This is a genomic window from Bradyrhizobium sp. BRP20, assembly GCF_020194215.1.
Classification (GTDB): Bacteria; Pseudomonadota; Alphaproteobacteria; order Rhizobiales; family Xanthobacteraceae; genus Bradyrhizobium; species Bradyrhizobium yuanmingense.
Genome location: NZ_JADYVY010000010.1, coordinates 125,112 through 147,012, shown reverse-complemented (window position 1 = coordinate 147,012; position 21,901 = coordinate 125,112). Strand labels below are relative to the sequence as shown.

General features: G+C 64.6%; 21 protein-coding genes. 11 read left to right on the top strand and 10 right to left on the bottom strand.

Annotation, left to right across the window (positions count from 1 at the left end; genetic code table 11):
* Positions 1-94: 94 nt before the first annotated feature.
* Positions 95-1,018 (bottom strand): LysR family transcriptional regulator, encoded by a 924-nt coding sequence (locus tag I6F33_RS23590; protein WP_025032176.1) that lies wholly within the window; start codon positions 1,016-1,018, stop codon positions 95-97.
* Between the two features lie 4 nt (positions 1,019-1,022).
* Entirely contained in the window at positions 1,023-1,988 is a 966-nt protein-coding gene (gene trxB / locus I6F33_RS23585; RefSeq protein WP_036009535.1) for a thioredoxin-disulfide reductase, read from the bottom strand.
* 267 nt (positions 1,989-2,255) lie between these two features.
* On the opposite strand from trxB, the gene I6F33_RS23580 reads away from it, so the two are divergent.
* Positions 2,256-2,735 (top strand): Lrp/AsnC family transcriptional regulator, encoded by a 480-nt coding sequence (locus tag I6F33_RS23580; protein ID WP_008135853.1) that lies wholly within the window; start codon positions 2,256-2,258, stop codon positions 2,733-2,735.
* Between the two features lie 239 nt (positions 2,736-2,974).
* Here the strand turns inward: I6F33_RS23580 and greA are convergent, their stop codons facing one another.
* The 3 genes from greA to I6F33_RS23565 form a co-directional block, all read right to left on the bottom strand.
* Positions 2,975-3,448: a transcription elongation factor GreA gene (gene greA, locus I6F33_RS23575; protein ID WP_036009537.1), complete on the bottom strand. Its 474-nt coding sequence runs from the start codon at positions 3,446-3,448 to the stop codon at positions 2,975-2,977.
* Between the two features lie 213 nt (positions 3,449-3,661).
* Positions 3,662-7,126: a carbamoyl-phosphate synthase large subunit gene (gene carB / locus I6F33_RS23570; RefSeq protein ID WP_225144279.1), complete on the bottom strand. Its 3,465-nt coding sequence runs from the start codon at positions 7,124-7,126 to the stop codon at positions 3,662-3,664.
* Between the two features lie 433 nt (positions 7,127-7,559).
* Positions 7,560-8,261, bottom strand: coding sequence for a class I SAM-dependent methyltransferase (locus I6F33_RS23565; protein WP_225144278.1), 702 nt, complete (start codon positions 8,259-8,261; stop codon positions 7,560-7,562).
* 105 nt (positions 8,262-8,366) lie between these two features.
* Here I6F33_RS23565 and I6F33_RS23560 point away from each other — a divergent pair, with 105 nt between their 5' ends.
* Positions 8,367-8,891, top strand: a complete 525-nt coding sequence (locus I6F33_RS23560; protein ID WP_036009542.1) for a Dps family protein — start codon at positions 8,367-8,369, stop codon at positions 8,889-8,891.
* 139 nt (positions 8,892-9,030) lie between these two features.
* On the opposite strand, the gene I6F33_RS23555 is transcribed toward I6F33_RS23560, so the two are convergent.
* Together I6F33_RS23555 and carA are read right to left on the bottom strand one after the other, a co-directional pair.
* Positions 9,031-9,552, bottom strand: coding sequence for a cupin domain-containing protein (locus tag I6F33_RS23555; RefSeq protein WP_225144277.1), 522 nt, complete (start codon positions 9,550-9,552; stop codon positions 9,031-9,033).
* Positions 9,553-9,797: 245 nt separating this feature from the next.
* The gene (gene carA, locus I6F33_RS23550) at positions 9,798-10,988 is read right to left on the bottom strand and encodes a glutamine-hydrolyzing carbamoyl-phosphate synthase small subunit (protein ID WP_225144276.1); all 1,191 of its coding nucleotides are present in this window, start codon (positions 10,986-10,988) and stop codon (positions 9,798-9,800) included.
* 146 nt (positions 10,989-11,134) lie between these two features.
* Here carA and I6F33_RS23545 point away from each other — a divergent pair, with 146 nt between their 5' ends.
* The 7 genes from I6F33_RS23545 (at position 11,135) to I6F33_RS23515 (ending at position 16,884) form a co-directional block, all read left to right on the top strand.
* On the top strand, positions 11,135-11,863 hold the full coding sequence (locus I6F33_RS23545; protein ID WP_225144275.1) for an alpha/beta fold hydrolase: 729 nt from the start codon (positions 11,135-11,137) through the stop codon (positions 11,861-11,863).
* A gap of 31 nt (positions 11,864-11,894) precedes the next feature.
* Positions 11,895-12,350, top strand: a complete 456-nt coding sequence (locus I6F33_RS23540) for a GatB/YqeY domain-containing protein (protein WP_036009550.1) — start codon at positions 11,895-11,897, stop codon at positions 12,348-12,350.
* 221 nt (positions 12,351-12,571) lie between these two features.
* On the top strand, positions 12,572-13,708 hold the full coding sequence (locus I6F33_RS23535; protein WP_225144274.1) for an epoxide hydrolase family protein: 1,137 nt from the start codon (positions 12,572-12,574) through the stop codon (positions 13,706-13,708).
* A gap of 190 nt (positions 13,709-13,898) precedes the next feature.
* Positions 13,899-15,509 (top strand): acyl-CoA synthetase, encoded by a 1,611-nt coding sequence (locus I6F33_RS23530; RefSeq protein WP_225144273.1) that lies wholly within the window; start codon positions 13,899-13,901, stop codon positions 15,507-15,509.
* A gap of 9 nt (positions 15,510-15,518) precedes the next feature.
* Positions 15,519-15,986 (top strand): MarR family transcriptional regulator, encoded by a 468-nt coding sequence (locus tag I6F33_RS23525; RefSeq protein WP_225144272.1) that lies wholly within the window; start codon positions 15,519-15,521, stop codon positions 15,984-15,986.
* A gap of 98 nt (positions 15,987-16,084) precedes the next feature.
* Positions 16,085-16,438: a nuclear transport factor 2 family protein gene (locus I6F33_RS23520; protein ID WP_036009556.1), complete on the top strand. Its 354-nt coding sequence runs from the start codon at positions 16,085-16,087 to the stop codon at positions 16,436-16,438.
* Positions 16,439-16,440: 2 nt separating this feature from the next.
* Complete coding sequence (locus tag I6F33_RS23515; protein ID WP_036030342.1) at positions 16,441-16,884, top strand: hypothetical protein; 444 nt, start codon at positions 16,441-16,443, stop codon at positions 16,882-16,884.
* A 1-nt stretch (position 16,885) separates the two neighbouring features.
* On the opposite strand, the gene I6F33_RS23510 is transcribed toward I6F33_RS23515, so the two are convergent.
* Complete coding sequence (locus I6F33_RS23510; protein WP_225114071.1) at positions 16,886-19,114, bottom strand: ATP-binding protein; 2,229 nt, start codon at positions 19,112-19,114, stop codon at positions 16,886-16,888.
* A 240-nt stretch (positions 19,115-19,354) separates the two neighbouring features.
* Between I6F33_RS23510 and I6F33_RS23505 the strand changes: the two genes are divergently transcribed.
* Positions 19,355-20,125 (top strand): DUF2189 domain-containing protein, encoded by a 771-nt coding sequence (locus tag I6F33_RS23505; RefSeq protein ID WP_128264068.1) that lies wholly within the window; start codon positions 19,355-19,357, stop codon positions 20,123-20,125.
* Positions 20,126-20,297: 172 nt separating this feature from the next.
* On the opposite strand, the gene I6F33_RS23500 is transcribed toward I6F33_RS23505, so the two are convergent.
* Together I6F33_RS23500 and I6F33_RS23495 are read right to left on the bottom strand one after the other, a co-directional pair.
* Positions 20,298-20,810 (bottom strand): SRPBCC family protein, encoded by a 513-nt coding sequence (locus I6F33_RS23500; RefSeq protein WP_225144271.1) that lies wholly within the window; start codon positions 20,808-20,810, stop codon positions 20,298-20,300.
* Between the two features lie 28 nt (positions 20,811-20,838).
* Positions 20,839-21,153, bottom strand: coding sequence for a helix-turn-helix transcriptional regulator (locus I6F33_RS23495; RefSeq protein WP_036009566.1), 315 nt, complete (start codon positions 21,151-21,153; stop codon positions 20,839-20,841).
* Between the two features lie 125 nt (positions 21,154-21,278).
* Here I6F33_RS23495 and I6F33_RS23490 point away from each other — a divergent pair, with 125 nt between their 5' ends.
* Entirely contained in the window at positions 21,279-21,899 is a 621-nt protein-coding gene (locus I6F33_RS23490) for a LysE family translocator (protein WP_081494564.1), read from the top strand.
* Positions 21,900-21,901: the final 2 nt, after the last annotated feature.

Sequence of the window (21,901 nt, the reverse complement as noted above, 5' to 3'; positions counted from 1 at the left end):
CAAATGCGCAACGCGAAGGCTCAGCGTACAAACATTATGGGCTTGCCGAGTGCCTTGCAGCAACAGCCGAGGCCGCATGTCAGTCATGCGGAAATCAGGACGGCCAGCGTTGCGCCTTGCTCACCACGAAGTCACGGAACACCTGCACGCGCGCGACCGTCTTCAACTCCTCGGGATAGACGAAGTAGGTGTCGAGCTGGATCGAGTCCGACTCGCCGAACAGCTGCACGAGCTTGCTCTGCTCCTCGACCAGGTAATCGGGCAGGGCGGCGATGCCGAGGCCCTGCGCGCAGGCGCGCACGAGACCGAGGATGTTGTTGACCTTGAAATAGGCCTCGCGCGGACCCGAGCCGTTGCGCCCGGCTTCGATCAGCCAGTTGCGGTTCTGCAGGTGCGGCGCGAAGTTGCCGTCCGAGAGCGTGATGATGCGGTGGGAGTCGAGCTCCTCCAGCGTGCGCGGCGTGCCGAAGCGCTTGATGTATTCCGGCGAGCAATAGGCGTGGAAGCCCATCGCGAACAGCTTGCGCTGGATCAGATCCGGCTGCGTCGGCTTGCGGGTGCGGATCGCGACATCAGCCTCGCGCATCGACAGATCGAGCTCCTCGTCGGTGACGATCAGCGAGATGCGGATCTCCGGATAGAGCGCGGTGAATTCGCCGAGCCGCGGGATCAGCCAGTTGATGCCGACGCCGGGCGTGGTGGTGATCTTGAGATCGCCGCTCGGCCGTTCGCGGCTGTCGGTCAGCTTGGCGCGCGCCGCCTGCAGCTGCATGAACACGTCATGCGCCGTGCGGAACAACAGGTCGCCCTGCTCGGTAAGGATCAGGCCGCGGGCGTGGCGGTGGAACAGCGAGACCGAGAGCTCCTGCTCCAGCGCCGAGACCTGGCGCGACACCGCCGATTGCGACAGGCCGAGCTGCTCGCCCGCATGCGTGAAGCTGCCCGCTTCCGCCGCGGCGTGAAACACCTTCAGCTTGTCCCAGTCCATATCCGTAAATCCGTCGCGTGTTCGGGGCATGATTCTATTCCGCTGCCGCGCGCTCGCTGGCGCGAAGGGCCAAGAAACGTTCGGCTTCGAGTGCGGCCATGCAGCCGAGGCCGGCGGCCGTCACGGCCTGGCGATAGGTTTCGTCGGCGACGTCGCCGGCGGCGAACAGGCCGGGCACCGAGGTCGCGGTCGAGTTCGGGGCGACCTCGATATAGCCGGAGGGTTTCAGCTTGACCTGATCCTTGACGAGCTCGGTGGCCGGCGCATGCCCGATGGCGATGAAGATGCCGTCGGCCTTGACGTCCGTGAGCGCGCCGGTCTTGACGTTCTTGAGCCGGACATGGGTGACCTTGTTGGGGTTCTCGGTGCCGCAGATCTCGTCGACGGCGGCGTCCCAGATCACCTTGATCTTCGGGTGCTTGAACAGGCGCTCCTGCAGGATGCGCTCGGCCCGGAAATGATCGCGACGATGTACGATCGTGACCTGCGAGGCATGGTTGGTGAGGTACAGTGCTTCCTCGACCGCGGTGTTACCGCCGCCGACCACGATCACCTCCTTGCCACGGTAGAAGAAGCCGTCGCAGGTGGCGCAGGCTGACACGCCGCCGCCCTGGAACTTGGCTTCCGACGGCAGCCCGAGCCAGCGCGCCTGCGCGCCGGTGGCCAGGATCACGGTCTCGGCGAGATAGACGTCGCCAGAATCGCAGGTGAGGCGGAACGGCCGCTGCGCCGTCTCCAGCTTGGTCACCAGGTCGGAGACGATCTTGGTGCCGACATGGACCGCCTGCTTCTCCATCTGCTCCATCAGCCAGGGGCCCTGGATCACGTCGGCGAAGCCTGGATAGTTCTCGACGTCGGTCGTGATGGTGAGCTGGCCGCCGGGCTGGATGCCCTGGATCAGGATCGGCTCAAGCATCGCGCGCGCGGCGTAGATCGCGGCGGTGTAGCCAGCCGGGCCGGAGCCGATGATGACGACCTTTGCATGAACAGGAGCGGACATTTCGATGGACGCCTTTCACGGGGAATTTGCAGCGCGGGCGCGGAATGTGCCGGGAGGCCTAGCGGAGGCGCTGAAATATCAGAGCTAATCTAAGCAATCTGGCGAGCCATGCAAGAATTGCATTCCCTATCGGCGGATTTTTCCAACAGGGAACAAAAGTCGATTGCGCTGCACGCGCAATAAAATTGCGCCGGCGGTGCGGATTGGGCTATGAGGATTTCGACAAGTCCACCCAATACCGCCGCAAAGGCCAGGAGTTCCAATCACGTGTCGCGGAACCTAGACGAGATCGACCTGAAAATTCTCACCGAGATTCAGGCCGACGGTCGAATCACCAATGTCGAACTGGCCAAGCGCGTCGGCATCTCGCCGCCCCCCTGTCTGCGCCGCGTCCGGGCGCTGGAGGAGGAGGGTTACATCCACGGCTATCGCGGCCTCCTGGACGCACGCAAGCTGGGCTTCGACGTGACCGTTTTCGCCGCCGTGCACCTGTCCAGCCAGGCCGAAGCGGATTTGCGCGCGTTCGAGGAGTTCGTCCGCGCCGAGCCCCTGGTGCGGGAATGCTGGATGCTGTCCGGCGAGGTCGATTTCATCCTGAAATGCGTCGCACCCGACATGGCGACCTTCCAGGATTTCGTCACGCATCTGACGGCGGCACCGCATGTCCGCAACGTGCGCACGTCATTGGTGCTGCACAATTCGAAGTACGAGGCGGCCGTGCCGCTCGAGGTGAAGGGACGACGTTAGGGTCTTCTCCCTCTCCCCGTTCTTACGGGGAGAGGTGAAGACCAGTCCACGGTCCTCTCCGTCATTGCGAGCGGAGCGAAGCAATCCAGTGTCTTTCCGCAGAGGCAGTCTGGATTGCTTCGCTCCGCTCGCAATGACGTGTGGTGAGAACGTGTGTCCGCCACAACTCCAGCAACACGCCAAAAAGGCCGCGCACTGCGCGGCCTTTTTGAAACGTCAGCAGACGCAGCGGCAAGTCCTTACCGCCACTCCACCTTGGTGATCTCGTACGCCTTGGCGCCGCCCGGCGTGTTGACCTCGACCGTGGCGCCCTTCTTCTTGCCGATCAATGCGCGTGCGAGCGGCGAGGTGATCGAGATCCGGCCCTTCTTGGCGTCCGCCTCGACCTCGCCGACGATCTGCCACACCGTCTTCTTCTCGGTGTCCTCATCGACCAGCGTCACGGTGGCGCCGAACTTGATGGTGTCGCCGGAGAGCTTGGAGATGTCGATGATGTCGGCGCGCGCGAGCTTGTCCTCGAGCTCGGCGATGCGACCCTCATTGTGCGACTGCTCTTCCTTCGCGGCATGATATTCCGCGTTCTCCGACAGGTCTCCGTGCGAGCGCGCCTCCGCGATATGCTCGATGATCCGCGGACGGTCCACGGACTGGCGCTGCTTCAATTCTTCCCCGAGCGCGACAAAGCCGGCCTGGGTCATCGGAACCTTTTCCATCGTCTCTCTCGTCCTTCGATCGTGCGCCCCAGAATGCGGATGGGCGCCGCAACCTTGATTCGTCAGTCCTCCAGAGCCCAAAGAGGGGCTGCCGGACCTTGACAGATATGGGCTTTAGCGCCGGAACAGAACTGCCACCTGGCCGGATCGGTTCCTCCGGCCATTGTGGCTTCATTGCCAATCACTTAGCGGAAGCTTCGCTGCCGCTAGCGATCAGGTTTCCGAAAAGTAGCTCTGCAGGGTACGAACCTCAAGGTCCCCGCCCAGATAGGCGCGGATGCCCTGCGCGGCCGCCACGGCCCCGGAAAGAGTGGTGTAATATGGCACTTTATGCAAGAGGGCCGCGCGCCGCAGCGAGCGGCTGTCGGCCAGCGCCTGCGGGCCTTCGGTGGTGTTGAAGACGAGCTGGACGTCGCCATTGGTGATGGCATCGACGATGTGCGGCCGCCCTTCCAGCACCTTGTTCACCTTCTCGGTCGGGATGCCCTGGTCGGTCAGGAAGCGCGCCGTGCCCGAGGTCGCCAGCACCTTGAAGCCGAGCGAATGCAATTCGCGCACGGCATCCGCGATGCGCGTCTTGTCGCTTTCGCGCACCGAGACGAACACGGTGCCCTTACGCGGCACCCGCGTGCCGCCGCCGAGCTGACTCTTGGCGAAGGCGACCGCAAACGAGCGGTCGATTCCCATGACCTCGCCGGTCGAGCGCATCTCGGGGCCGAGCACAGTGTCGACGCCGGGGAAGCGTGCGAACGGGAAGACCGATTCCTTGACGCCGACGTGCTTGAGTGCCGCCTTCTTCAGCTTGAAATCGGCAAGCTTCTCGCCGGCCATGATGCGCGCGGCGATCTTGGCGACCGGCGTGCCGATCACCTTGGCGACGAACGGCACGGTGCGCGAGGCGCGCGGATTGACCTCGAGCACGTAGATCTCGCCGTCCTTGATGGCGTATTGCACGTTCATCAGGCCAATGACGTCGAGGCCGAGCGCGAGCTCGCGGGTCTGCCGCTCCAGCTCCTCGATCATTTCCGCATCGAGCGAGTGCGGCGGCAGCGAGCAGGCGCTGTCGCCGGAATGGATGCCGGCTTCCTCGATGTGCTCCATGATGCCGACGATGAAGGTGTCCTTGCCGTCGCACAGGCAGTCGACGTCGATTTCCGTGGCATCCGACAGATAGCGGTCGAAAAGCAGCGGGTTCTTGCCGAGCACGGTGTTGATCTGGCCGGTCTTGTCGTTCGGATAGCGCGCCTTGACGTCGGCCGGCACCAGCTCCGGCAGCGTGCCGAGCAGATAATCATTGAGCTGGTTCTCCTCGCGGATGATCTGCATCGCGCGGCCGCCGAGCACGTAGGACGGGCGCACCACCAGCGGCAGGCCGAGATCGGCGGAGACGAGGCGGGCCTGCTCGACCGAATAGGCGATGCCGTTCTTCGGTTGCTTGAGGCGCAGCTTGTCGAGCACGCGCTTGAAGCGGTCGCGGTCCTCGGCGAGGTCGATGGCGTCGGGCGAGGTGCCGAGGATCGGCACTTCGGCGGCTTCCAGCGCGCGCGCCAGCTTCAGCGGCGTCTGGCCGCCGAACTGCACGATCACGCCGTGCAGCGTGCCGTTGCTGCGCTCCTTGGCGATGATCTCCAGCACGTCCTCGGCGGTGAGCGGCTCGAAATAGAGCCGGTCGGCGGTGTCGTAGTCGGTCGACACCGTCTCCGGATTGCAGTTGACCATGATGGATTCGTAGCCGGCGTCGTGCAGCGCGAAGCAGGCGTGACAGCAGCAATAGTCGAACTCGATGCCCTGCCCGATGCGGTTGGGACCGCCGCCGAGAATGATGACCTTCTTCTTGTCGGACGGCGCGCTCTCGTCCGCGGGCAGGCCGGCGAACGGCGCCTCATAGGTCGAGTACATGTAGGCGGTCGGCGAGGCGAACTCGGCCGCGCAGGTGTCGATGCGCTTGTACACCGGGTGGACGCCGAGCGCGTGGCGCTTCGCCTTGACTTCGGCCTCCGTCGTCTCGGCCAGCACGGCGAGCCGCGCGTCGGAGAAGCCCATGGCCTTCAGCGTGCGCATGCCGAAGGCGTTGCCAGGCAGGCCGTTCTTCCTGACCTTCTCCTCCATCTCGACGATGCCGCGCATCTCGGCGAGGAACCACGGATCGATCTTGCAGGAGTTGAAGATGTCCTCGTTCGACCAGCCGAGCCGCATGGCCTGGGCGACCTGGAGGATGCGGTTCGGCGTCGGGGTGCCGAGCGCGGCGCGGATCGCGTTCTTGTCGTCGTCGCGGCCGAGGCCCTCGATCTCGATCTCGTCGAGGCCGGTCAATCCCGTCTCGAGCCCGCGCAGCGCCTTTTGCAGGCTTTCCTGGAAGGTGCGGCCGATCGCCATGACCTCGCCGACCGATTTCATCGAGGTGGTCAGCGTGGTCGAGGCGCCCGGGAATTTCTCGAAGGCAAAACGCGGCACCTTGGTGACGACGTAGTCGATGGTCGGCTCGAATGACGCCGGCGTGGCACCGCCGGTAATGTCATTGGCGATCTCGTCGAGCGTGTAGCCGACCGCGAGCTTGGCGGCGACCTTGGCGATCGGAAAGCCGGTGGCTTTCGAGGCCAGCGCGGAGGAGCGCGACACGCGCGGATTCATCTCGATGACGACCATGCGGCCGTCTTCGGGATTGACGCCGAACTGAACGTTGGAGCCGCCGGTCTCGACCCCGATCTCGCGCAGCACCGCCAGCGAGGCGTCGCGCATGATCTGATATTCCTTGTCGGTCAGCGTCAGCGCCGGCGCGACCGTGATGGAATCGCCGGTGTGCACGCCCATCGGATCGAGGTTCTCGATCGAGCAGACGATGATGCAATTGTCTTTCTTGTCGCGCACCACCTCCATCTCGTACTCTTTCCAGCCGAGCACGGACTCCTCGATCAGCACTTCGTTGGTGGGAGACGCGTCAAGGCCGCGCTCGATGATGTCGAGGAACTCTTCCTTGTTGTAGGCGATGCCGCCGCCGGTGCCACCCATCGTGAAGGAGGGGCGGATGATCGCGGGCAGGCCGATCTCGGACAGCGCCATCATGGCCTGGCCGAAGGCGTATTCCTGGTAGCGCTTGCGACGCTCGCTCTCGCCGAGCGTCCACTGCCGATCGAGCTCTTCGAGCGCGGCGCCCGACAGCTTCTCGCGTTCGGCCTGGTACTTCTCGCGGAACGACTTCTTCAGCTCGGAGGCGTTGGCGAGCCGAGACTTCGGCGTCTCGAGCCCGATCTTGGTCATGGCCTCGCGGAAGAGCTGGCGGTCTTCCGCCTTGTCGATGGCATCGGCGGTGGCGCCGATCATCTCGACGTCGAACTTCTCCAGCGTGCCCTGGCGGCGCAGCGACAGCGCGCAGTTCAGCGCGGTCTGGCCGCCCATGGTCGGCAGCAGCGCGAAGCCGCCGGGGACGACGTGACGTTCCTTCTCGATGATCTTGGCGACGATCTCGGGCGTGATCGGCTCGATATAGGTCGCATCCGCCAATTCCGGGTCGGTCATGATGGTGGCCGGGTTGGAATTGACGAGGACGATGCGATAGCCCTCTTCCTTCAGCGTCTTCACCGCCTGCGTGCCCGAATAGTCGAACTCGCAGGCCTGGCCGATCACGATGGGACCGGCGCCGATGATCAGGATGGTCGAGATGTCGGTTCGTTTGGGCATCACCGCTCACGGGCTGGGATCTGGGCACAAAAAAAGGGCGCGCTTGCCGCGCGTCCCCATTTGGCGAGAGCGCGGGGTCTCCCTCGCGCGCGGGTGGGTCTTAAACCAGTTTTTGGAGCGGCGAAACCCCGAAAAACGCCCATCAACCGCCAATTTTCAGGGGTTTGACGGTGCGTTGCCGGCATCGTCGGGGCGGGCGGGCAGTCCGTCTCCGCTTCCGCTATGCTCCAGCTACGCCGGACACGCTTCGCCCCTTCGGGTCTTGCCTGGCTGCGCCACGCGTAGCCCCACACGGGCGAAGCGTGGAGACCCGGCCTGGATTTGAACCAGGATGAAGAGCGATGCACCGCCCCCGCGTAGACATTTCCGCCACCGGGCCATCAGGATTATTCCCGATCGGCGTGCGCCAGGCCACCTCAGCTGATCGTTATGCTTAACGGACCAGAGGCGGCCTCGCGATGAAGGTCATGCGCCAGCGGTTGTGCCCGATATTGCTGTGGGCGCGCTGGACCGCGAAGCCCGCCGCCTTCAGCTTGGCCGTGATCTCGTTCTCGCTGTAGCGCTGCAGTCCGATCTTCGAGCGCAGCTGGCGATAATCCGACAGCGCGGTGCTGATCAGCCCGATCAGCGCGTCCTTCAGAAATCCGTGACGCAGGCCGAACCCGAGCAGCGCCATCACATCCCTGACCATGCCGACATTGGGCTGTAGAATGTCGCCCAGCACCAGCTTGCCGGAGGGTTTCAGGATGCGGCGGGTGTTCAATAGCGCCGCATCGAGCTCGTCCGGCGTCATGTATTGTGCGACCGAGTTCATCACGACGAGATCGATCGACTGATCCTGCATCTTGCGGACGTCCTCGAGCGAGCGGACGCGGATCTTGGTGTTTGGGGCAAATCGCGCGATCAGCCGGCCGCGCACGCCCGGCGCGGGCTCGGCCAGGATCAGCATGCCGCAGGCGGCCGCCACCTGGCTCGCCGACAGCGCTTCGCCGCAGGCATAGTCCAGCACCGTCGCATCGGGCGAGGGGATGTAGCCGATGATGTCCCGCGCAATGATCTGGAAGTGCAAGTTGCGATGCAGCTTGCTGACATAGATCGTATGCGTCGAGTCGTAATAATCGATCCAATCGTCCATTGGTATCCCGCCCAGGGGTTCCTATCTAGGAACCGCGCTGCCCACCTTGCGTTAGGGGTGCGGCGGCGCGCCGTCAATGTCCGCGTCCTAACAGGAAGGTCTCCCGTGAGCAAAACCAACAACAAGGTCTCGCCCGAACTCGATACCCCCACGGATCTGTCGCCCGACGGGGTCAAGAAAGTCTCTGAGGCGCTCAACGTGCTTCTGGCCGACGCGTTCGCGCTTTATCTGAAGACCAAGAATTTCCACTGGCACATCAGCGGGCGCCACTTCCGCGATTACCACCTGCTGCTCGACGAGCAGTCCGACCAGATCTTCGCCACCACCGACCAGCTCGCCGAGCGCGTCCGCAAGATCGGCGGCACCACGCTGAAGTCGATCGGCCAGGTCGCAAAGCTCCAGACCATCAAGGACAATAACGAGGACTACGTCCCGCCGCGCGAGATGCTGCGCGAGCTGATGCAGGACAACAAGCACGTCGCTGCCGCGATGCGCAAGGCGCACGACGTCTGCGACGAGGCCGGCGACGTCGCCAGCGCCAGCATTTTGGAGAACTTCATCGACGAGACCGAGCGGCGGACCTGGTTCCTGTTTGAAGCGACGAGGCAGGAGGGCGGCAACGAGGCGTAACGGGATGCGTAGGGTGGGTTAGCCTCGCAGAAGCGCGAAGCGCATCTGCAAGGCGTAACCCACCACTGTCTCTGTCCGCGGAAACAGAAGAGGTGGGTTACGCGTTTGGCTAACCCACCCTACTGCACCACGCGTGTGGCTACCGCCACAGCCGCATCAGCGCGCCGTCCTTTCCCGTTACGGGATCAGCGGGCGGCAGCGCCACTTGCGGAATCGTCTTCAGCGCTTTCGCATGGTTCTCCGGCGTTGCGCGCGTGATCTCCATTTTTGCGCCTGGCGGATAGGCGCCGATCACGCAAAAATCATCGCTCGCCTTGATGCATTGATGTCCGGTGCCGGCGGGCAGGATCGCAACGTCGCCGGCCTTGATCTGAAGCTCCTGGCCGTGATCGCCGCCGAAACGCACGCGGGCGCTGCCGCGCGCGACGCCGAGCACCTCATGCACCGTCGCATGATAATGCAGATAATCGTAGACGCCGTTGCGCCACGTCCCGCCCCAGCCGTTCGCTTCGAACAGGTTTTCGATGGTCTCTTCCGGGTGTCCCGGATCGAGCTTCACCGCGCCCTGGTAAACCAGGAACGGAAGGATGTTGTTCGGCACGAGCCCGTCATCCTCGAAAACAATGGCGAGCGGCTCGGCCTTGTCGCGGACGACGGACATGACGGGCTCCTGCGCAAGAATAGCAGGGATCAACCAAACGCGTGCGGCGACGTTCCTCGTTCCACCGTCATTCCGGGGCGACGCGCAGCGTCGAGCTATGATGCGCAATTGCGCATCAGAGAATCCATGACACTGCAAAGTCTGTTGTCAGATGGATTCCGGGCTCGCGCTACGCGCGCCCGGAATGACGAAAAGCCCGGGGCGAGCCCGGGCTTTTGTCGTGAAGTATCCGTGGAGAACGCGCCTTACGCCCTCTTCCTCTGCCGCATCAGGTCGGCGAAGCGCTGGAACAGGTAATGCGAGTCGCGCGGGCCGGGTGAGGCCTCGGGATGATATTGCACGGAGAATACCGGCTTGCCGTCGAGCTGGATGCCGCAGTTGGATCCATCAAACAAGGAAATGTGGGTCTGCGTCGCGCCCTTCGGCAGCGTCGTCTCGTCCACGGCAAAGCCGTGGTTCATCGAGGTGATCTCGACCTTGCCGGTGGTCTCGTCCTTCACCGGGTGATTGGCCCCGTGATGGCCCTGATGCATCTTCTTGGTCTTGGCGCCGACGGCAAGGCCCAGCATCTGGTGGCCAAGGCAGATGCCGAAGGTCGGCGTGCCCGACTTGATCACGTCGCGGATCACGGGCACGGCATATTTGCCGGTCGCGGCCGGATCGCCCGGACCGTTGGACAGGAACACGCCGTCCGGCTTCAACGCCAGGATGTCTTCGGCGGGGGTCGTCGCCGGCACCACCGTCACCTTGCAGCCGACACCGGCGAGCAGGCGCAGGATGTTGCGCTTGATGCCGTAGTCGATGGCGACGACGTTGAACTCGGGCTTGTCCTGGCGGCCGAAGCCCTTGTCCCAGGCCCAGGGCATCTCGTCCCAGGTGAAGCGCTGGCCGCTCGTCACCATCGGCACGAGGTCCATGCCCTCGAGGCCCGGCCATTCGCGCGCCTCTTCCTTGAGGCCGTGCAAATCGAACTCGCCAGACTTCGAGTGCGCGATCACGGCGTTCGGCATGCCCTTGGAGCGGATCAGCGCGGTCAGCGCGCGGGTGTCGATGCCGGAGAGCCCGATGATGCCGCGCGCCCTAAGCCAGGCGTCGAGATGCTTGGTGGCGCGGTAATTCGAGGGATTGGTGATCGCGGTGCGCAGGATCACGCCGCGCGCGCCGGGCGTCGCGGCCATGTTCACCGTCTCGATATCCTCGTCGTTGGTGCCGACATTGCCGATATGCGGGAAGGTGAAGGTGATGAGCTGGCCGGCATAGGAGGGATCGGTCAGGATCTCCTCATAGCCGGTCATTGCGGTGTTGAAGCAGACCTCGCCGACGGCGTGGCCCTCGGCGCCGAGACCAAAGCCCTCCAGCACCGTGCCGTCGGCAAGCACGAGGAGCGCGGTCGGTTTGTGGTCCGGCCAAGCGGGATCGTTGTCATGTTGTGTCATGAGCCCGCTTCATAAGCCCCCCGCGTGTGCACGTCAAAGCGAGAGAGGGCCGATTCACATGCGTTTTTGCATATTTGACAGGCCTCCTCCCACCCTTAAGCTCGGACGCACAATTTCCGGCAATTTCCTGGGCTTGCGAGGCAATAATGGACCAGACCACCCCCATTGTGCTGGTTCCGGGGCTGGCGTCCTCGGCCCGGATCTATGCGCCCGTGATCCCTGCGCTCTGGCGTTTCGGGCCGGTGACGGTCGCCAACCACATCCGCGACGACAGCATGGTTGCGATCGCCCGCCGCATCCTCGCCGAGGCGCCGCCGCGCTTCGCCCTCGCCGGCCATTCCATGGGTGGCTACATCGCCTTCGAGATCATGCGCCAGGCCAGCGAGCGCGTGACAAAACTCGCGCTGATCAACACGCAGGCGCGGCCCGACTCGCCGGAGGCCACCGCGCGCCGCCGTGCCCAGATGGAGCGCGCCAGACGCGGCGAGCTGCGCGCCGTGCGCGAGGAGAGTTTTCCGGAGCTCGTGCATCCGTCGCGGCGCGACGATGCCGGGATTCTCAGGCTCGTGCATGCGCAGGACGAGGACGTCGGCGTCGAAGGCTATCTGCGGCAGCAGAGCGCGATCATCGCACGGACGGATTCGCGGCCCTTGCTGGCGACGATCACATGCCCGACGCTGGTGCTGACGGGCGATGCCGACAACACCATCCCCAACGCCTTCTCCAAGGAGATGGCCGAAGGCATCGCCGGCGCCAGGCTCGTGATTCTCGATCGCTGCGGGCACCTGCCGCAAGCCGAACAGCCGGAGGCGACGGTTCAGGCGCTGACCGAATGGCTGGGGAGCCAGGTTGTGCGACGGCCGCAAAGGGCCTAGATCAGGCGTTTATATCGAAGGGATCACGATCATGCTGCGCGACGACATCAACAATGCGGTCAAGGAGGCCATGAAGGCCAAGGACGAGCGCAAGCTGTCCACGCTGCGCATGGTCAACTCGACCATCAAGAACGCCGACATCGACGCGCGCGGCAGCGGCAAGCCGCCGTTGTCGGACGCTGACATCCTCGCGGTGCTGCAGAAGATGATCAAGCAGCGTCAGGAGGCGGTCGAGCTCTACGATAAGGGCGGCCGCGCCGAGCTTGCCGCGCAGGAGCGCGAGGAGATCGCGGTGATCTCGGCGTATCTGCCGAAGCAGATGTCCGATGACGACGTGAAGAAGGCGATCGCGGATGCGATTGCCGAGACCGGCGCTGCCGGCATGAAGGACATGGGCAAGGTGATCGCCGTGCTGCGCGCGAAATACGCGGGCCAGATGGATTTTGGCAAGGCGTCTGGTCTCGTGAAGGCAGCGCTGTCGGGCTAGCTTCTTCCCTTCTCCCCTTGTGGGAGAGGGTGGCTCGCCGCGTAGCGGCGAGACGGGTGAGGGGTCTTTCTCCGCGAGCGATCCTCTCCCAGTAGTTCACGCGGATAGAGACCCCTCATCCGGCGCTTCGCGCCACCTTCTCCCACAAGGGGAGAAGGGGCACCTTTGATGTCGCATAGGTTCGGTCTACTCTCCCGGCAGAAACAAATCGGGAGCAACCGATGACCGCCATCAATCCGTTTCGCATCGCCATCGGCGACGACATCCTCGCCGACCTGAAGTCACGCCTTGCCCGCACGCGCTGGCCGGAGGCCGAGTTGGTCGACGACTGGAGCCAGGGCGCGCCGCTGAAATGGATCCAGGAGATCTGCACCTATTGGGCCAACGAGTATGACTGGCGCTCGCGCGAGGTAAAGCTCAATCGCTTTGCGCAGTTCACCACGGAGATCGACGGCCTCGGCATCCACTTCATTCATGCGCGCGCGAAGGAGCCGTCGGCGCTTCCGTTGATCATCACCCACGGCTGGCCCGGCTCCATCGTCGAGTTCCAGAAGGTGATCGCGCCGCTCACCGATCCCGCCGCGCATGGCGGCAATCCCGCCGATGCCTTTCACGTGATCTGCCCCTCGCTGCCTGGCTTCGGCTTCTCGGGCAAGCCGGGGACCACCGGCTGGGGCGTCGATCGCATTGCCGCGACCTGGGCCAAGCTGATGGACCGCCTGGGCTACGCGCGTTATGGCGCGCAAGGCGGCGACTGGGGCTCGGCGGTGACGACCTCGCTCGGAGCGCAGGACCCCACTCATTGCGCCGGCATCCACATCACGCTCGCCTTCAACGCGGCACCGAAGGTCGAGGGCGAGCCGACGCCAGAGGAGAAGCGGGCGCTGGCCGGCCTCAAGCACTACGCCGATCTCGACTCCGGCTATTCCAAGCAGCAGTCGACGCGGCCGCAGACGCTCGGCTATGGCCTGACGGATTCGCCGAGCGGCCAGGCGGCCTGGATCCTGGAAAAATTCTGGGCCTGGACCGATTGCAATGGCCACCCCGAAAACATCTTCAGCAAGGACGAGCTGCTCGACAACGTCATGCTCTATTGGGCGACGCAGACGGCGACCTCGTCGGCGCGGCTCTATTGGGAGAGCTTTGGCAAGCGCCGCACCACGCCGGTGGTGAAGGTGCCGACGGGTGTCGCGGTGTTCCCCAAGGAGATCGTCACGCCGGTGCGGCGCTGGATGGAGCTGAACTTCCATGACATCACGCATTGGAGCGAGATGGAGAAGGGCGGTCACTTCGCCGCCTTCGAGCAGCCGGAGCTGTTCGTGCGCGATGTCCGGAAGTTTTTTGCGACCGTGCGCTAACCACGCCGTCATTCCGGGGCGCTCGTAGGGCGAACCCGGAATCCATCGGGCCGCAGCAAACGCTGCGCAATGGATTCCGGGCTCGACGCTGACGCGTCGCCCCGGAATGACGTCGCGGGGCTCTTGTTCCGAGCACTCACAGCTTTAGACTGGGTCATAACAACAAGACACCGGGAAGACGACCAAGCCCATGCTGACCGAAGCCGCAAGCTACGACGAACTCGTCCGCAACTTCCGTTGGGATATCCCCGCGCGCTTCAACATCGCGGAGGCGTGCTGCGATCGCCATGCCGACGGCACCGGCCGGCTTGCGCTGATCTATGTCGACGACACCGGCGCCACCAGCCGCACCACCTTCGACGAGATCGCGGAGATGTCGCGCCGCTTCGCCAATGTGCTGTGGGCGGACGGGCTTGTGCGGGGCGACCGCGTCGCGGTGTTCCTGTCGCAGTCGCTGGAATTGCCGATCGTGCACATGGCGGCGTTTCGCTCGGCCCTAATCTCGATCCCGCTGTTCGCCCTGTTCGGCGAGGACGCGCTGGAATTCCGTCTGTCGAACTCCGAGGCCAAGGCGATCGTCACCGACGAAGCCGGCTGGGAAAAGCTGTCCAAGATCCGCGACCGCCTGCCGGAGCTGAGGAACGTCTACATCGCCGGCGCGCGAGTGCCCGCCGGCACGACATCGTTCTGGGATGCGGTAAAGGCCGCTTCGCCCGACTTTACGCGCGCGGACACCTCGGCCGACGATCCCGCCCTGATCATCTACACCTCGGGCACGACGGGTAACCCGAAGGGCGCGCTGCATGCGCATCGTGTCGTGCTCGGCCATCTGCCGAACGTGGAGATGTGCCACAACTTCTTGCCCAAGCCCGGCGATCTCATGTGGACGCCGGCGGATTGGGCCTGGATCGGCGGGCTCATCAACGGTCTGCTCGCGTTCTGGTACCACGGCATTCCCCTGGTCGGCCATCGCGCGCGGAAATTCGAGCCGCAAGCGGCGATGCAGATGATGGCCGATCTTGCCGTCCGCAACGTCTTCCTGCCGCCGACGGCGCTGAAGCTGATGCGGCAGGCCGGCGTCAAGCATTCCGGCGTCAAGCTGCGCAGCATCTTCACCGGCGGCGAATCGCTCGGGGGTGAATTGCTCGGCTGGGTGCGCGCGACGTTTGGTGTCGACGCGCATGAGGTGTTCGGCCAGACCGAGTGCAACCTCGTGATCGGCAGCAACGCGAACCTGTTTCCGATCCGCCCGGGTTCGATGGGCAAGGCGACGCCGGGCTTCGATGTCCGCATCGTCAACGACAAGGGCGAGGAATTGCCGCGGGGTCAGCGCGGCATCATCGGCGTGCGCCAGCCGTGCCCCGTCACCATGCTCGAATATTGGCGCAACAAGGAGGCGACCGCCAAGAAATATGCCGGCGACTTCCTGCTCACAGGCGATCTCGGCCTGCAGGACGAGGACGGCTATTTCTGGTACGTCAGCCGCGAGGACGACGTCATCACCACCGCCGGCTACCGCGTCGGCCCCTCCGAGATCGAGCACACGCTGATGAAACATCCGTCGGTGGCAATGGCTGCGGTGGTCGGCATTCCCGATCCGATCCGCACCGAATCGATCAAGGCCTGGATCGTGCTGCGTCCGGGCTTTTCCGGCAGCGACGCGCTGGCGCGCGAGATTCAGGACTTCGTCAAGGTGCAGCTCGCCGCGCACGAATATCCGCGCTTCGTCGAGTTCACGGAGACGCTGCCGATGACGGCGACCGGCAAGGTGCTGCGCCGCGAGCTGCGGGCGAGAGGCTAGCTTCCAATCATGGCAAAGACGTCTCAAGCCGCGGGGCTTCACCGCGCCTCGCTTGCAAAGCTGCACGAGCTCGATACGGCGCTGGAGCTCATGTATTACGGCTGGCGCGGCATGACGCTTGAGGCCGACACATATCTGGCCAAGCAGGGCCTGTCGCGTCCGCACCATCGCATCCTCTACGTTGTGGCGCGCCGGCCCGACATCGCCATCGGAGCGCTGATCGAGATCCTCGGCATTTCCAAGCAGGCTCTCAACCGGCCGCTCAATCTGCTCCTCGAGCGCAAGCTCCTGACCTCGAAGCGGGCGCCGGAGCAGCACCGCTCGAAATTGCTGCGCCTGACGGAAGCGGGGCGGCGCATCGAGCAACGGGCCTCGGACCACGAGCGCCAGGTCCTGCGCGAAGCGTTCGCGCGCGCCGGGGCGAGCGGTGCGGCCGGATGGATCGGCGTGATGGAGGCGATCGCCGACAACAACTGACCGAAATCTCAAGTCAACATAGTTGACATGAGGCGCGCGCTTTGCCACCTTCCGGGCCACAAGCCGAAGGGAGGATCCGTGTCGTGAGCGGACAGGCAATGGACCGCGCGGCCGCTGCAAGCTTCGTCGCGGCATGGTGCGCGAACTGGTGCAAAGTGGACATCGACGCGGTCGTCGCCCATTTCGCCGACGATGCGCAGATGCGCAGCCCTCTCGCGCTCACCCTGACGGGGTCTCCGACCGTCACCGGCGCCGAGAACATTCGCGCCTACTGGCGGAAAGCCTACGGCCACATCGAAAGCGCCGACCTGAAGATCCTTGACTGGAGCTGGGACGAGGCGATCGCGCGACTGACGGTGTGGTGGCAATTGGGCGATACGCGCGCCAGCGAGTTCATGGATTTCGACGATGCGGGCCGTGTGGTGCGCAGCGAAGCCTTCTACGGAAAATGACCATGCGATTTTCGGATATCGTCCTGCTTCTCAACACGCTCTGGTTCGTGGGCGCGTTCATCCAGTTCAGCATCGCGCAAACCAACACGTTGAAGATCCTGCTGCCGCGAGAGGAGCGCAGCAATCCGATCGCGCCGACCCTTGCAGCGAGCGTCGCGTTTCTCGGCGGCATGAATCTGCCGATCGGGCTCTTGTCGCTCTATCTTCTGGCCGCCCGTCCGTCCTTCTTTCAACCGGTCGAAGCGCAGCTCGCGCTGTTCCTGTTCTTTGCCGCCTGCCATTTCAGCCAGTTCGCCTATAACGTCCCGGTGCTGATGCGCGGCGGCCGCGTCGGGGTGGCCTATTGGCCGGTGTTGAAGGGCCCGATGCTCCGGATCTTCGTGATCGATGCGGCTCTGTTCGCCGCCAATCTCGCAGTGGCGCTGCAGCTCACCATCGCGTCCTGATCTAGCGCGGCGGCTCCGAGAGGGCCGCGCGCAGCATTGCGGCGAGCTCCTTGCGCCGGAACGGCTTGGTCAGAATGCGCGCGTCGATCCCGTCGGGCGTCTTGACCGGATCCTGGCTGTAGCCGGACGTGAAGAGCACCTTGAGGCCAGGCCGCAGTTGAACGGCCTGCCTCGCCAGCTCCGGCCCGAACATGCCGCCGGGCATCACGACGTCGGTGAACAGCAGTTGGATGTCCGCGGACTGGCGCAGCACGTCCAGCGCCGCGGGTCCGTTTGCCGTCGTGATGACGCGGTAGCCGAGCGCCTTCAGCTCGTTCTCGACATAGGCGCGCACCATGTCGTCGTCCTCGACGACGAGGATCGTCTCGTATCCCTCGGGTGCGGCGACACGCGCTGCCGGTGACGGCTCCTCGCTCGACGACGTCGGCAGGCGAGGAAAGAACAGCCTGACCACGCTGCCTTGACCCGGTTCGGACTGCATCTGCACGAGTCCGCCGGATTGTTGCGCAAATCCGTAGACCATGCTGAGGCCAAGGCCGGTGCCCTTGCCGACCTCCTTGGTGGTGAAGAACGGCTCGAACGCGCGCTGCAACACCTCGCTGCTCATGCCGGACCCGGTATCCTTCACGGCCAGCATGACGTAGTCGCCGGGCCGCGGCTCGCCGTTGACGTCGAGGTCGGATTCACCGAGCGATGCATTCCGCACCTCGACCATCAGCTTGCCGCCGTCAGGCATCGCGTCGCGCGCGTTGAGCACGAGGTTGAGCACGGCCGTCGCCAATTGGCCGGGATCGACGCTGGCGAGCCAGAGATCCGGCGCGAACGTGAAGCTGGATTCGATGTGCTCGCCCAGGGTCCGCTGCAGAAGCTGCTTCATGCCGGTCACCTGCTCGGCGATGTCGATCTCGCGCGGCCGCAGCGGCTGCTTGCGCGCGAAGGCGAGCAGGCTCCGCGTCAGGTCGGAACCCCGCTCGGCGGCGGTCGCAATGTCGTCGGCGATCCGGTGCAATTCCTTGTTACCTGCAAGCCTGTCGGCGAGGTGCTCGGAATTGCCGAGAATGACGGTCAGGAGATTGTTGAAATCGTGCGCCACGCCGCCCGTGAGCTGGCCCATGGCTTCCATCTTCTGCGACTGGCTGAGCTTGTGGCTGAGATCGGCGATGGCGGCGCGCTGCTGCTCGAGCGATTCGGCCGTGCTGTTGAGCAGCGTCATCAACCCGCCGAGCTCGCCCCCCGGGTGGGGCTCCGGAATGCGCGCGCTGAGATCGCCGTGCCCCAGGCTCTTCGCCATGGCAGCGAGCCGCCCGACCTGCCGTCCGATGCTCACCGTCGTGAGGATCCAGAGGCCGGCGAGGAGCAGCAGCGAGGCCACCGCCAGGATCGCCATGTCCTCGTAAAGCCGGCGGTTCGCTGCCGCGATCAGTCCGTCCTTGGACCGCCCCACCAAGATATAGAGTCCGGCCTTGCGGATCGCGGGCGAGCGGGCAACGCCCCAGATCTGCGTGCGGCCGTCGCGATCGGCGATCTCCCGGAATGGTTCGCCGTCGGGATCTGCCGCGAAGCGGAACAGGTCGGAGCCCGCAATGGAGTCGCCGATGGGTACGCTCCAGCCGCCGCGCTTGGGGGCGGCCAGGACCGTGCCCTTGGCGTCGACAAGCAGGATGTCCTTCTCGGCGAGCAGCCGCTTGTCGTGAAACTCCGCGAATTTGTTCAGGTTGAAGGAGGCCAGCAGCACGAATTTCAGCGCGCCCGTATCCGATCGCACCGGATAGGCGATCTGCAGCACCGACAGTCCGGTGAGGCGGCCGAACACCGGTTCCACCGCGACGAGGCCGTGAAGAGTCTGGACCTCTTTGAAATAGCCGCGGTCGTTCAGGTCGAGCGTGCGGTTGGTCCGCAGCGAGTCGCAGAACAGCCTGCCGTCGGGATCGATGGTCAGGATACCCGTGAACTGCGGATATTCCTCGCGGACATCCGACAGAAACGCCGAGCATGCCGCCTTGTCGCGCGTGTCGAGGTCGCGGGCGCGGGCGAGCCCGTAATGAAGCTGGGCAGTCCCCTGGATCTTCTCGCCGAGATCGCTGGCGATGTCGTCGGCGGATGCGGCGAGATTGGCCAGCGCCGCGTCGATCTCGCTCGTCCGGTTCTGCACGAAGCGCAGCCCGACCAGAATCGCCGGCACGAGCATGGCCGCGATGACGAGGATAAGTAACCGGGTACGCAGGCTCATCGGTGGGCGATCGGCTCTCGGGCGGCGGTATTCGGAGGTGCAATTTGCGGCACGATCATCTGCCCCGTCCATAGCGGGCGTTGCAAAAATCGCGCGAAAGGCTAACGATTTCGCCGTGCGAGCATCGTCTTGTCACTGCCACCCTTCGCGCCGGCCGGCATCAAGTTGCGCCGCCGCGCGGCGGCGCTAATATCGCGGCATGCGCGCGACGAAGATCGCGCCGATGTGCGGAGGAAGCTGATGTCCATCTCGGGCAAGGTCGATCCGGTGGTGCGTCCCGTGGCGGCGGTCGACATCGCCGAGGCGCTGGTCGAGGGCCTGCGCGATTTCCAGGCGCTGCCGCTCTACGGTCTCTGCTTCGGCGCGCTCTATGCCGCCGGCGGCATCGTCATCATGCTCTGTCTCACTGCCTTCGGCATGGTCTACCTGGTCTATCCCCTCGCTGCCGGCTTCGCGCTGATCGGACCGTTCGTTGCGATCGGCCTCTACGAAGTCAGCCGGCGCCGCGAGCGCGGCGAGCCGGTCTCGTTCGCTGCGATCTGGTCCGCGATCCGCTCGCGCAGCGAGATCGGCTGGATGGCCTTCGTGACGTTGTTCGTGTTCGTGGTCTGGATGTACCAGGTGCGGCTCCTGATCGCGCTGCTGCTCGGCCTCAACGCCTCGTTCTCGAGCTTGCAGGAATTCATGACGGTGGTGCTGACGACCAGCGAGGGCCTGCTGTTCCTGGCCATCGGCAATGCGGTCGGGGCCGTGCTGTCGCTGATCCTGTTCTCGCTGACCGTGGTGTCGTTCCCGCTGCTGCTCGATCGCGAGGTCGATTTCGTCACGGCCATGGTGACGAGCGTGCGCGCGGTGGTGACGAGCCCGCTGCCGATGATCGGTTGGGCCGCATTGATCGTGATGCTGCTGATCGTCTCGGCGCTGCCCTATTTTCTCGGGCTGGTGGTCACGCTGCCGGTGCTCGGGCATGCGACATGGCATCTGTACCGCCGGTTGGTGGCGCCGGTGTAGGCCGTCGCCCCCGCCTAGTGCGCAGTTGCGCACGGGGGCGGGGGCCCATAACCCCAGGGAGAAGTTGGGGCGCGAAGTCGTAACCACGAGTCTTCGCCAAACTTCATCCTGTGGTTATGGGTCCCGGGCTCGCGCTTCGCGCGCCCCGGGACGACAGCGGAGATTGCCTCGCTCAAGGCACCTTGATCCCCATCGCCTTCAGCGCCTCCAGCAACCGCACCGGCGGGGACATCTCGATATGCGGCGCCTTGCCGGTCTCCAGCAGGCTCTTCAATCCGGAGAGGATCGCGGGCCAGCCGGTGCGGCCGCCGGAAAGGATGTCGTCGCTGAGCTCGCGGTCGTGGCGTTGGCTCAGGGTGAGGCGGACGGCTTCGCCGGCCTGCTCGATCTCGTAGGTGACGATGGTGGTGCCGAGCTTTTCCACGAGGTCCGGCCAATTGACGTTCCAGCTCACCGTGAGCCTCGTCGGCGGATCGTATTCGAACACTTCGCCGCGGATGTGCTCGGAGCCGTCGGGCGCGTGCACGACGAAACTGCCGCCGAGCTTCGGCTCCATCTCCACCGCAAAGCCGGAAAAATATTTCCGGCTGAACTCGGCGGACGTCAGCGCCTCCCACACCTTCTCGGGCGTCGAGGCGATGTAGATGGTGTAGACGGTCAGCGGCTTGAATTGATCGAGGTTCATCGTGCATCAAATCCTTCGTTGAGCGGACTCACTCGTCGCCGTTCTCCAACTGACGTTTCAGCTCGTTGAGCGCGGCGAGCTTGCTGCGCTCGAACTTCCTGATCCAGCGTTCGCCGATCTGATGGATCGGCACCGGGTTGAGGTAGTGCAGCTTCTCGCGTCCATGCCTGATGGTGGTGATGAGGTTCGCTTCCTCCAGGATGGCAAGGTGCTTGGTGACGGCCTGTCGCGTCATCGCAAGCCCCTCGCAGAGCTCGTTCAGTGTCTGGCCGTTTCTGGCGTGAAGCCTGTCGAGCAGCGAACGTCGCGAGCTATCCGCGAGCGCCTTGAAGACCTCATCCATGGCGGCGATAATAGGCAACTAAATGGTTGCATGTCAAGGGATCGGCTTGGAGCGACTGACGCATCTTCCGTTCCAGCGCTCGCCATGCATTAATGCGGCGAAACCGCCTTCAGCGAGTCCCTCCCATGATGTCCATGCAAGCCTACCTCGCCTTCGTCGCCGCCTGCATTGCGCTGGCGCTGCTGCCGGGACCGATCGTCACCCTCGTCATCGCCAATGGCCTGCGCCACGGCACGCGTGCGGCGCTCATCAACGTGGCCGGCGCGCAGGCCGGGCTTGCCATCGTCATCGGCATCGTTGCGATCGGCCTGACCTCGCTGATGGCGACCATGGGCTATTGGTTCGACTGGGTGCGCTTTGCCGGCGCCGCATATCTGATCTGGCTCGGCATCAAGCTGATCTGGGAGCCGGTCGAAGGCGTCGATGTCGATGCGCCGCCTCCGCCGCCGCGCGGCGGCTTCTTCCTGCAGGGATTCCTGGTGCTGCTGTCGAACCCCAAGGTGCTGGTGTTCTTCGGCGCTTTCATTCCGCAGTTCATGGACATGAGCCAGCCGCATTTCCCGCAGGTCGCGCTGCTGGGTGCCACCTTCATGGTGACGGCGGTGATGACCGATGCGCTCTACGCGATTGCCGCCGGGCGCGCCCGAAAATTCTTCTCGGCGCGGCGCACGCGGATGGTGTCGCGCATCTCAGGCGGCTTCATGATCGGCGGCGGCATCTGGCTGGCACTGACGCGGGCGAAGTGACC

Coding starts and splice junctions, on each gene's coding strand:
- I6F33_RS23590 (WP_025032176.1), bottom strand. CDS start 1,018: ATGCCCCGAACACGCGACGGATTTACGGATATGGACTGGGACAAGCTG.
- trxB (WP_036009535.1), bottom strand. CDS start 1,988: ATGTCCGCTCCTGTTCATGCAAAGGTCGTCATCATCGGCTCCGGCCCG.
- greA (WP_036009537.1), bottom strand. CDS start 3,448: ATGGAAAAGGTTCCGATGACCCAGGCCGGCTTTGTCGCGCTCGGGGAA.
- carB (WP_225144279.1), bottom strand. CDS start 7,126: ATGCCCAAACGAACCGACATCTCGACCATCCTGATCATCGGCGCCGGT.
- I6F33_RS23565 (WP_225144278.1), bottom strand. CDS start 8,261: ATGGACGATTGGATCGATTATTACGACTCGACGCATACGATCTATGTC.
- I6F33_RS23555 (WP_225144277.1), bottom strand. CDS start 9,552: ATGTCCGTCGTCCGCGACAAGGCCGAGCCGCTCGCCATTGTTTTCGAG.
- carA (WP_225144276.1), bottom strand. CDS start 10,988: ATGACACAACATGACAACGATCCCGCTTGGCCGGACCACAAACCGACC.
- I6F33_RS23545 (WP_225144275.1), top strand. CDS start 11,135: ATGGACCAGACCACCCCCATTGTGCTGGTTCCGGGGCTGGCGTCCTCG.
- I6F33_RS23540 (WP_036009550.1), top strand. CDS start 11,895: ATGCTGCGCGACGACATCAACAATGCGGTCAAGGAGGCCATGAAGGCC.
- I6F33_RS23535 (WP_225144274.1), top strand. CDS start 12,572: ATGACCGCCATCAATCCGTTTCGCATCGCCATCGGCGACGACATCCTC.
- I6F33_RS23530 (WP_225144273.1), top strand. CDS start 13,899: ATGCTGACCGAAGCCGCAAGCTACGACGAACTCGTCCGCAACTTCCGT.
- I6F33_RS23525 (WP_225144272.1), top strand. CDS start 15,519: ATGGCAAAGACGTCTCAAGCCGCGGGGCTTCACCGCGCCTCGCTTGCA.
- I6F33_RS23520 (WP_036009556.1), top strand. CDS start 16,085: ATGGACCGCGCGGCCGCTGCAAGCTTCGTCGCGGCATGGTGCGCGAAC.
- I6F33_RS23515 (WP_036030342.1), top strand. CDS start 16,441: ATGCGATTTTCGGATATCGTCCTGCTTCTCAACACGCTCTGGTTCGTG.
- I6F33_RS23510 (WP_225114071.1), bottom strand. CDS start 19,114: ATGAGCCTGCGTACCCGGTTACTTATCCTCGTCATCGCGGCCATGCTC.
- I6F33_RS23505 (WP_128264068.1), top strand. CDS start 19,355: ATGTCCATCTCGGGCAAGGTCGATCCGGTGGTGCGTCCCGTGGCGGCG.
- I6F33_RS23500 (WP_225144271.1), bottom strand. CDS start 20,810: ATGAACCTCGATCAATTCAAGCCGCTGACCGTCTACACCATCTACATC.
- I6F33_RS23495 (WP_036009566.1), bottom strand. CDS start 21,153: ATGGATGAGGTCTTCAAGGCGCTCGCGGATAGCTCGCGACGTTCGCTG.
- I6F33_RS23490 (WP_081494564.1), top strand. CDS start 21,279: ATGATGTCCATGCAAGCCTACCTCGCCTTCGTCGCCGCCTGCATTGCG.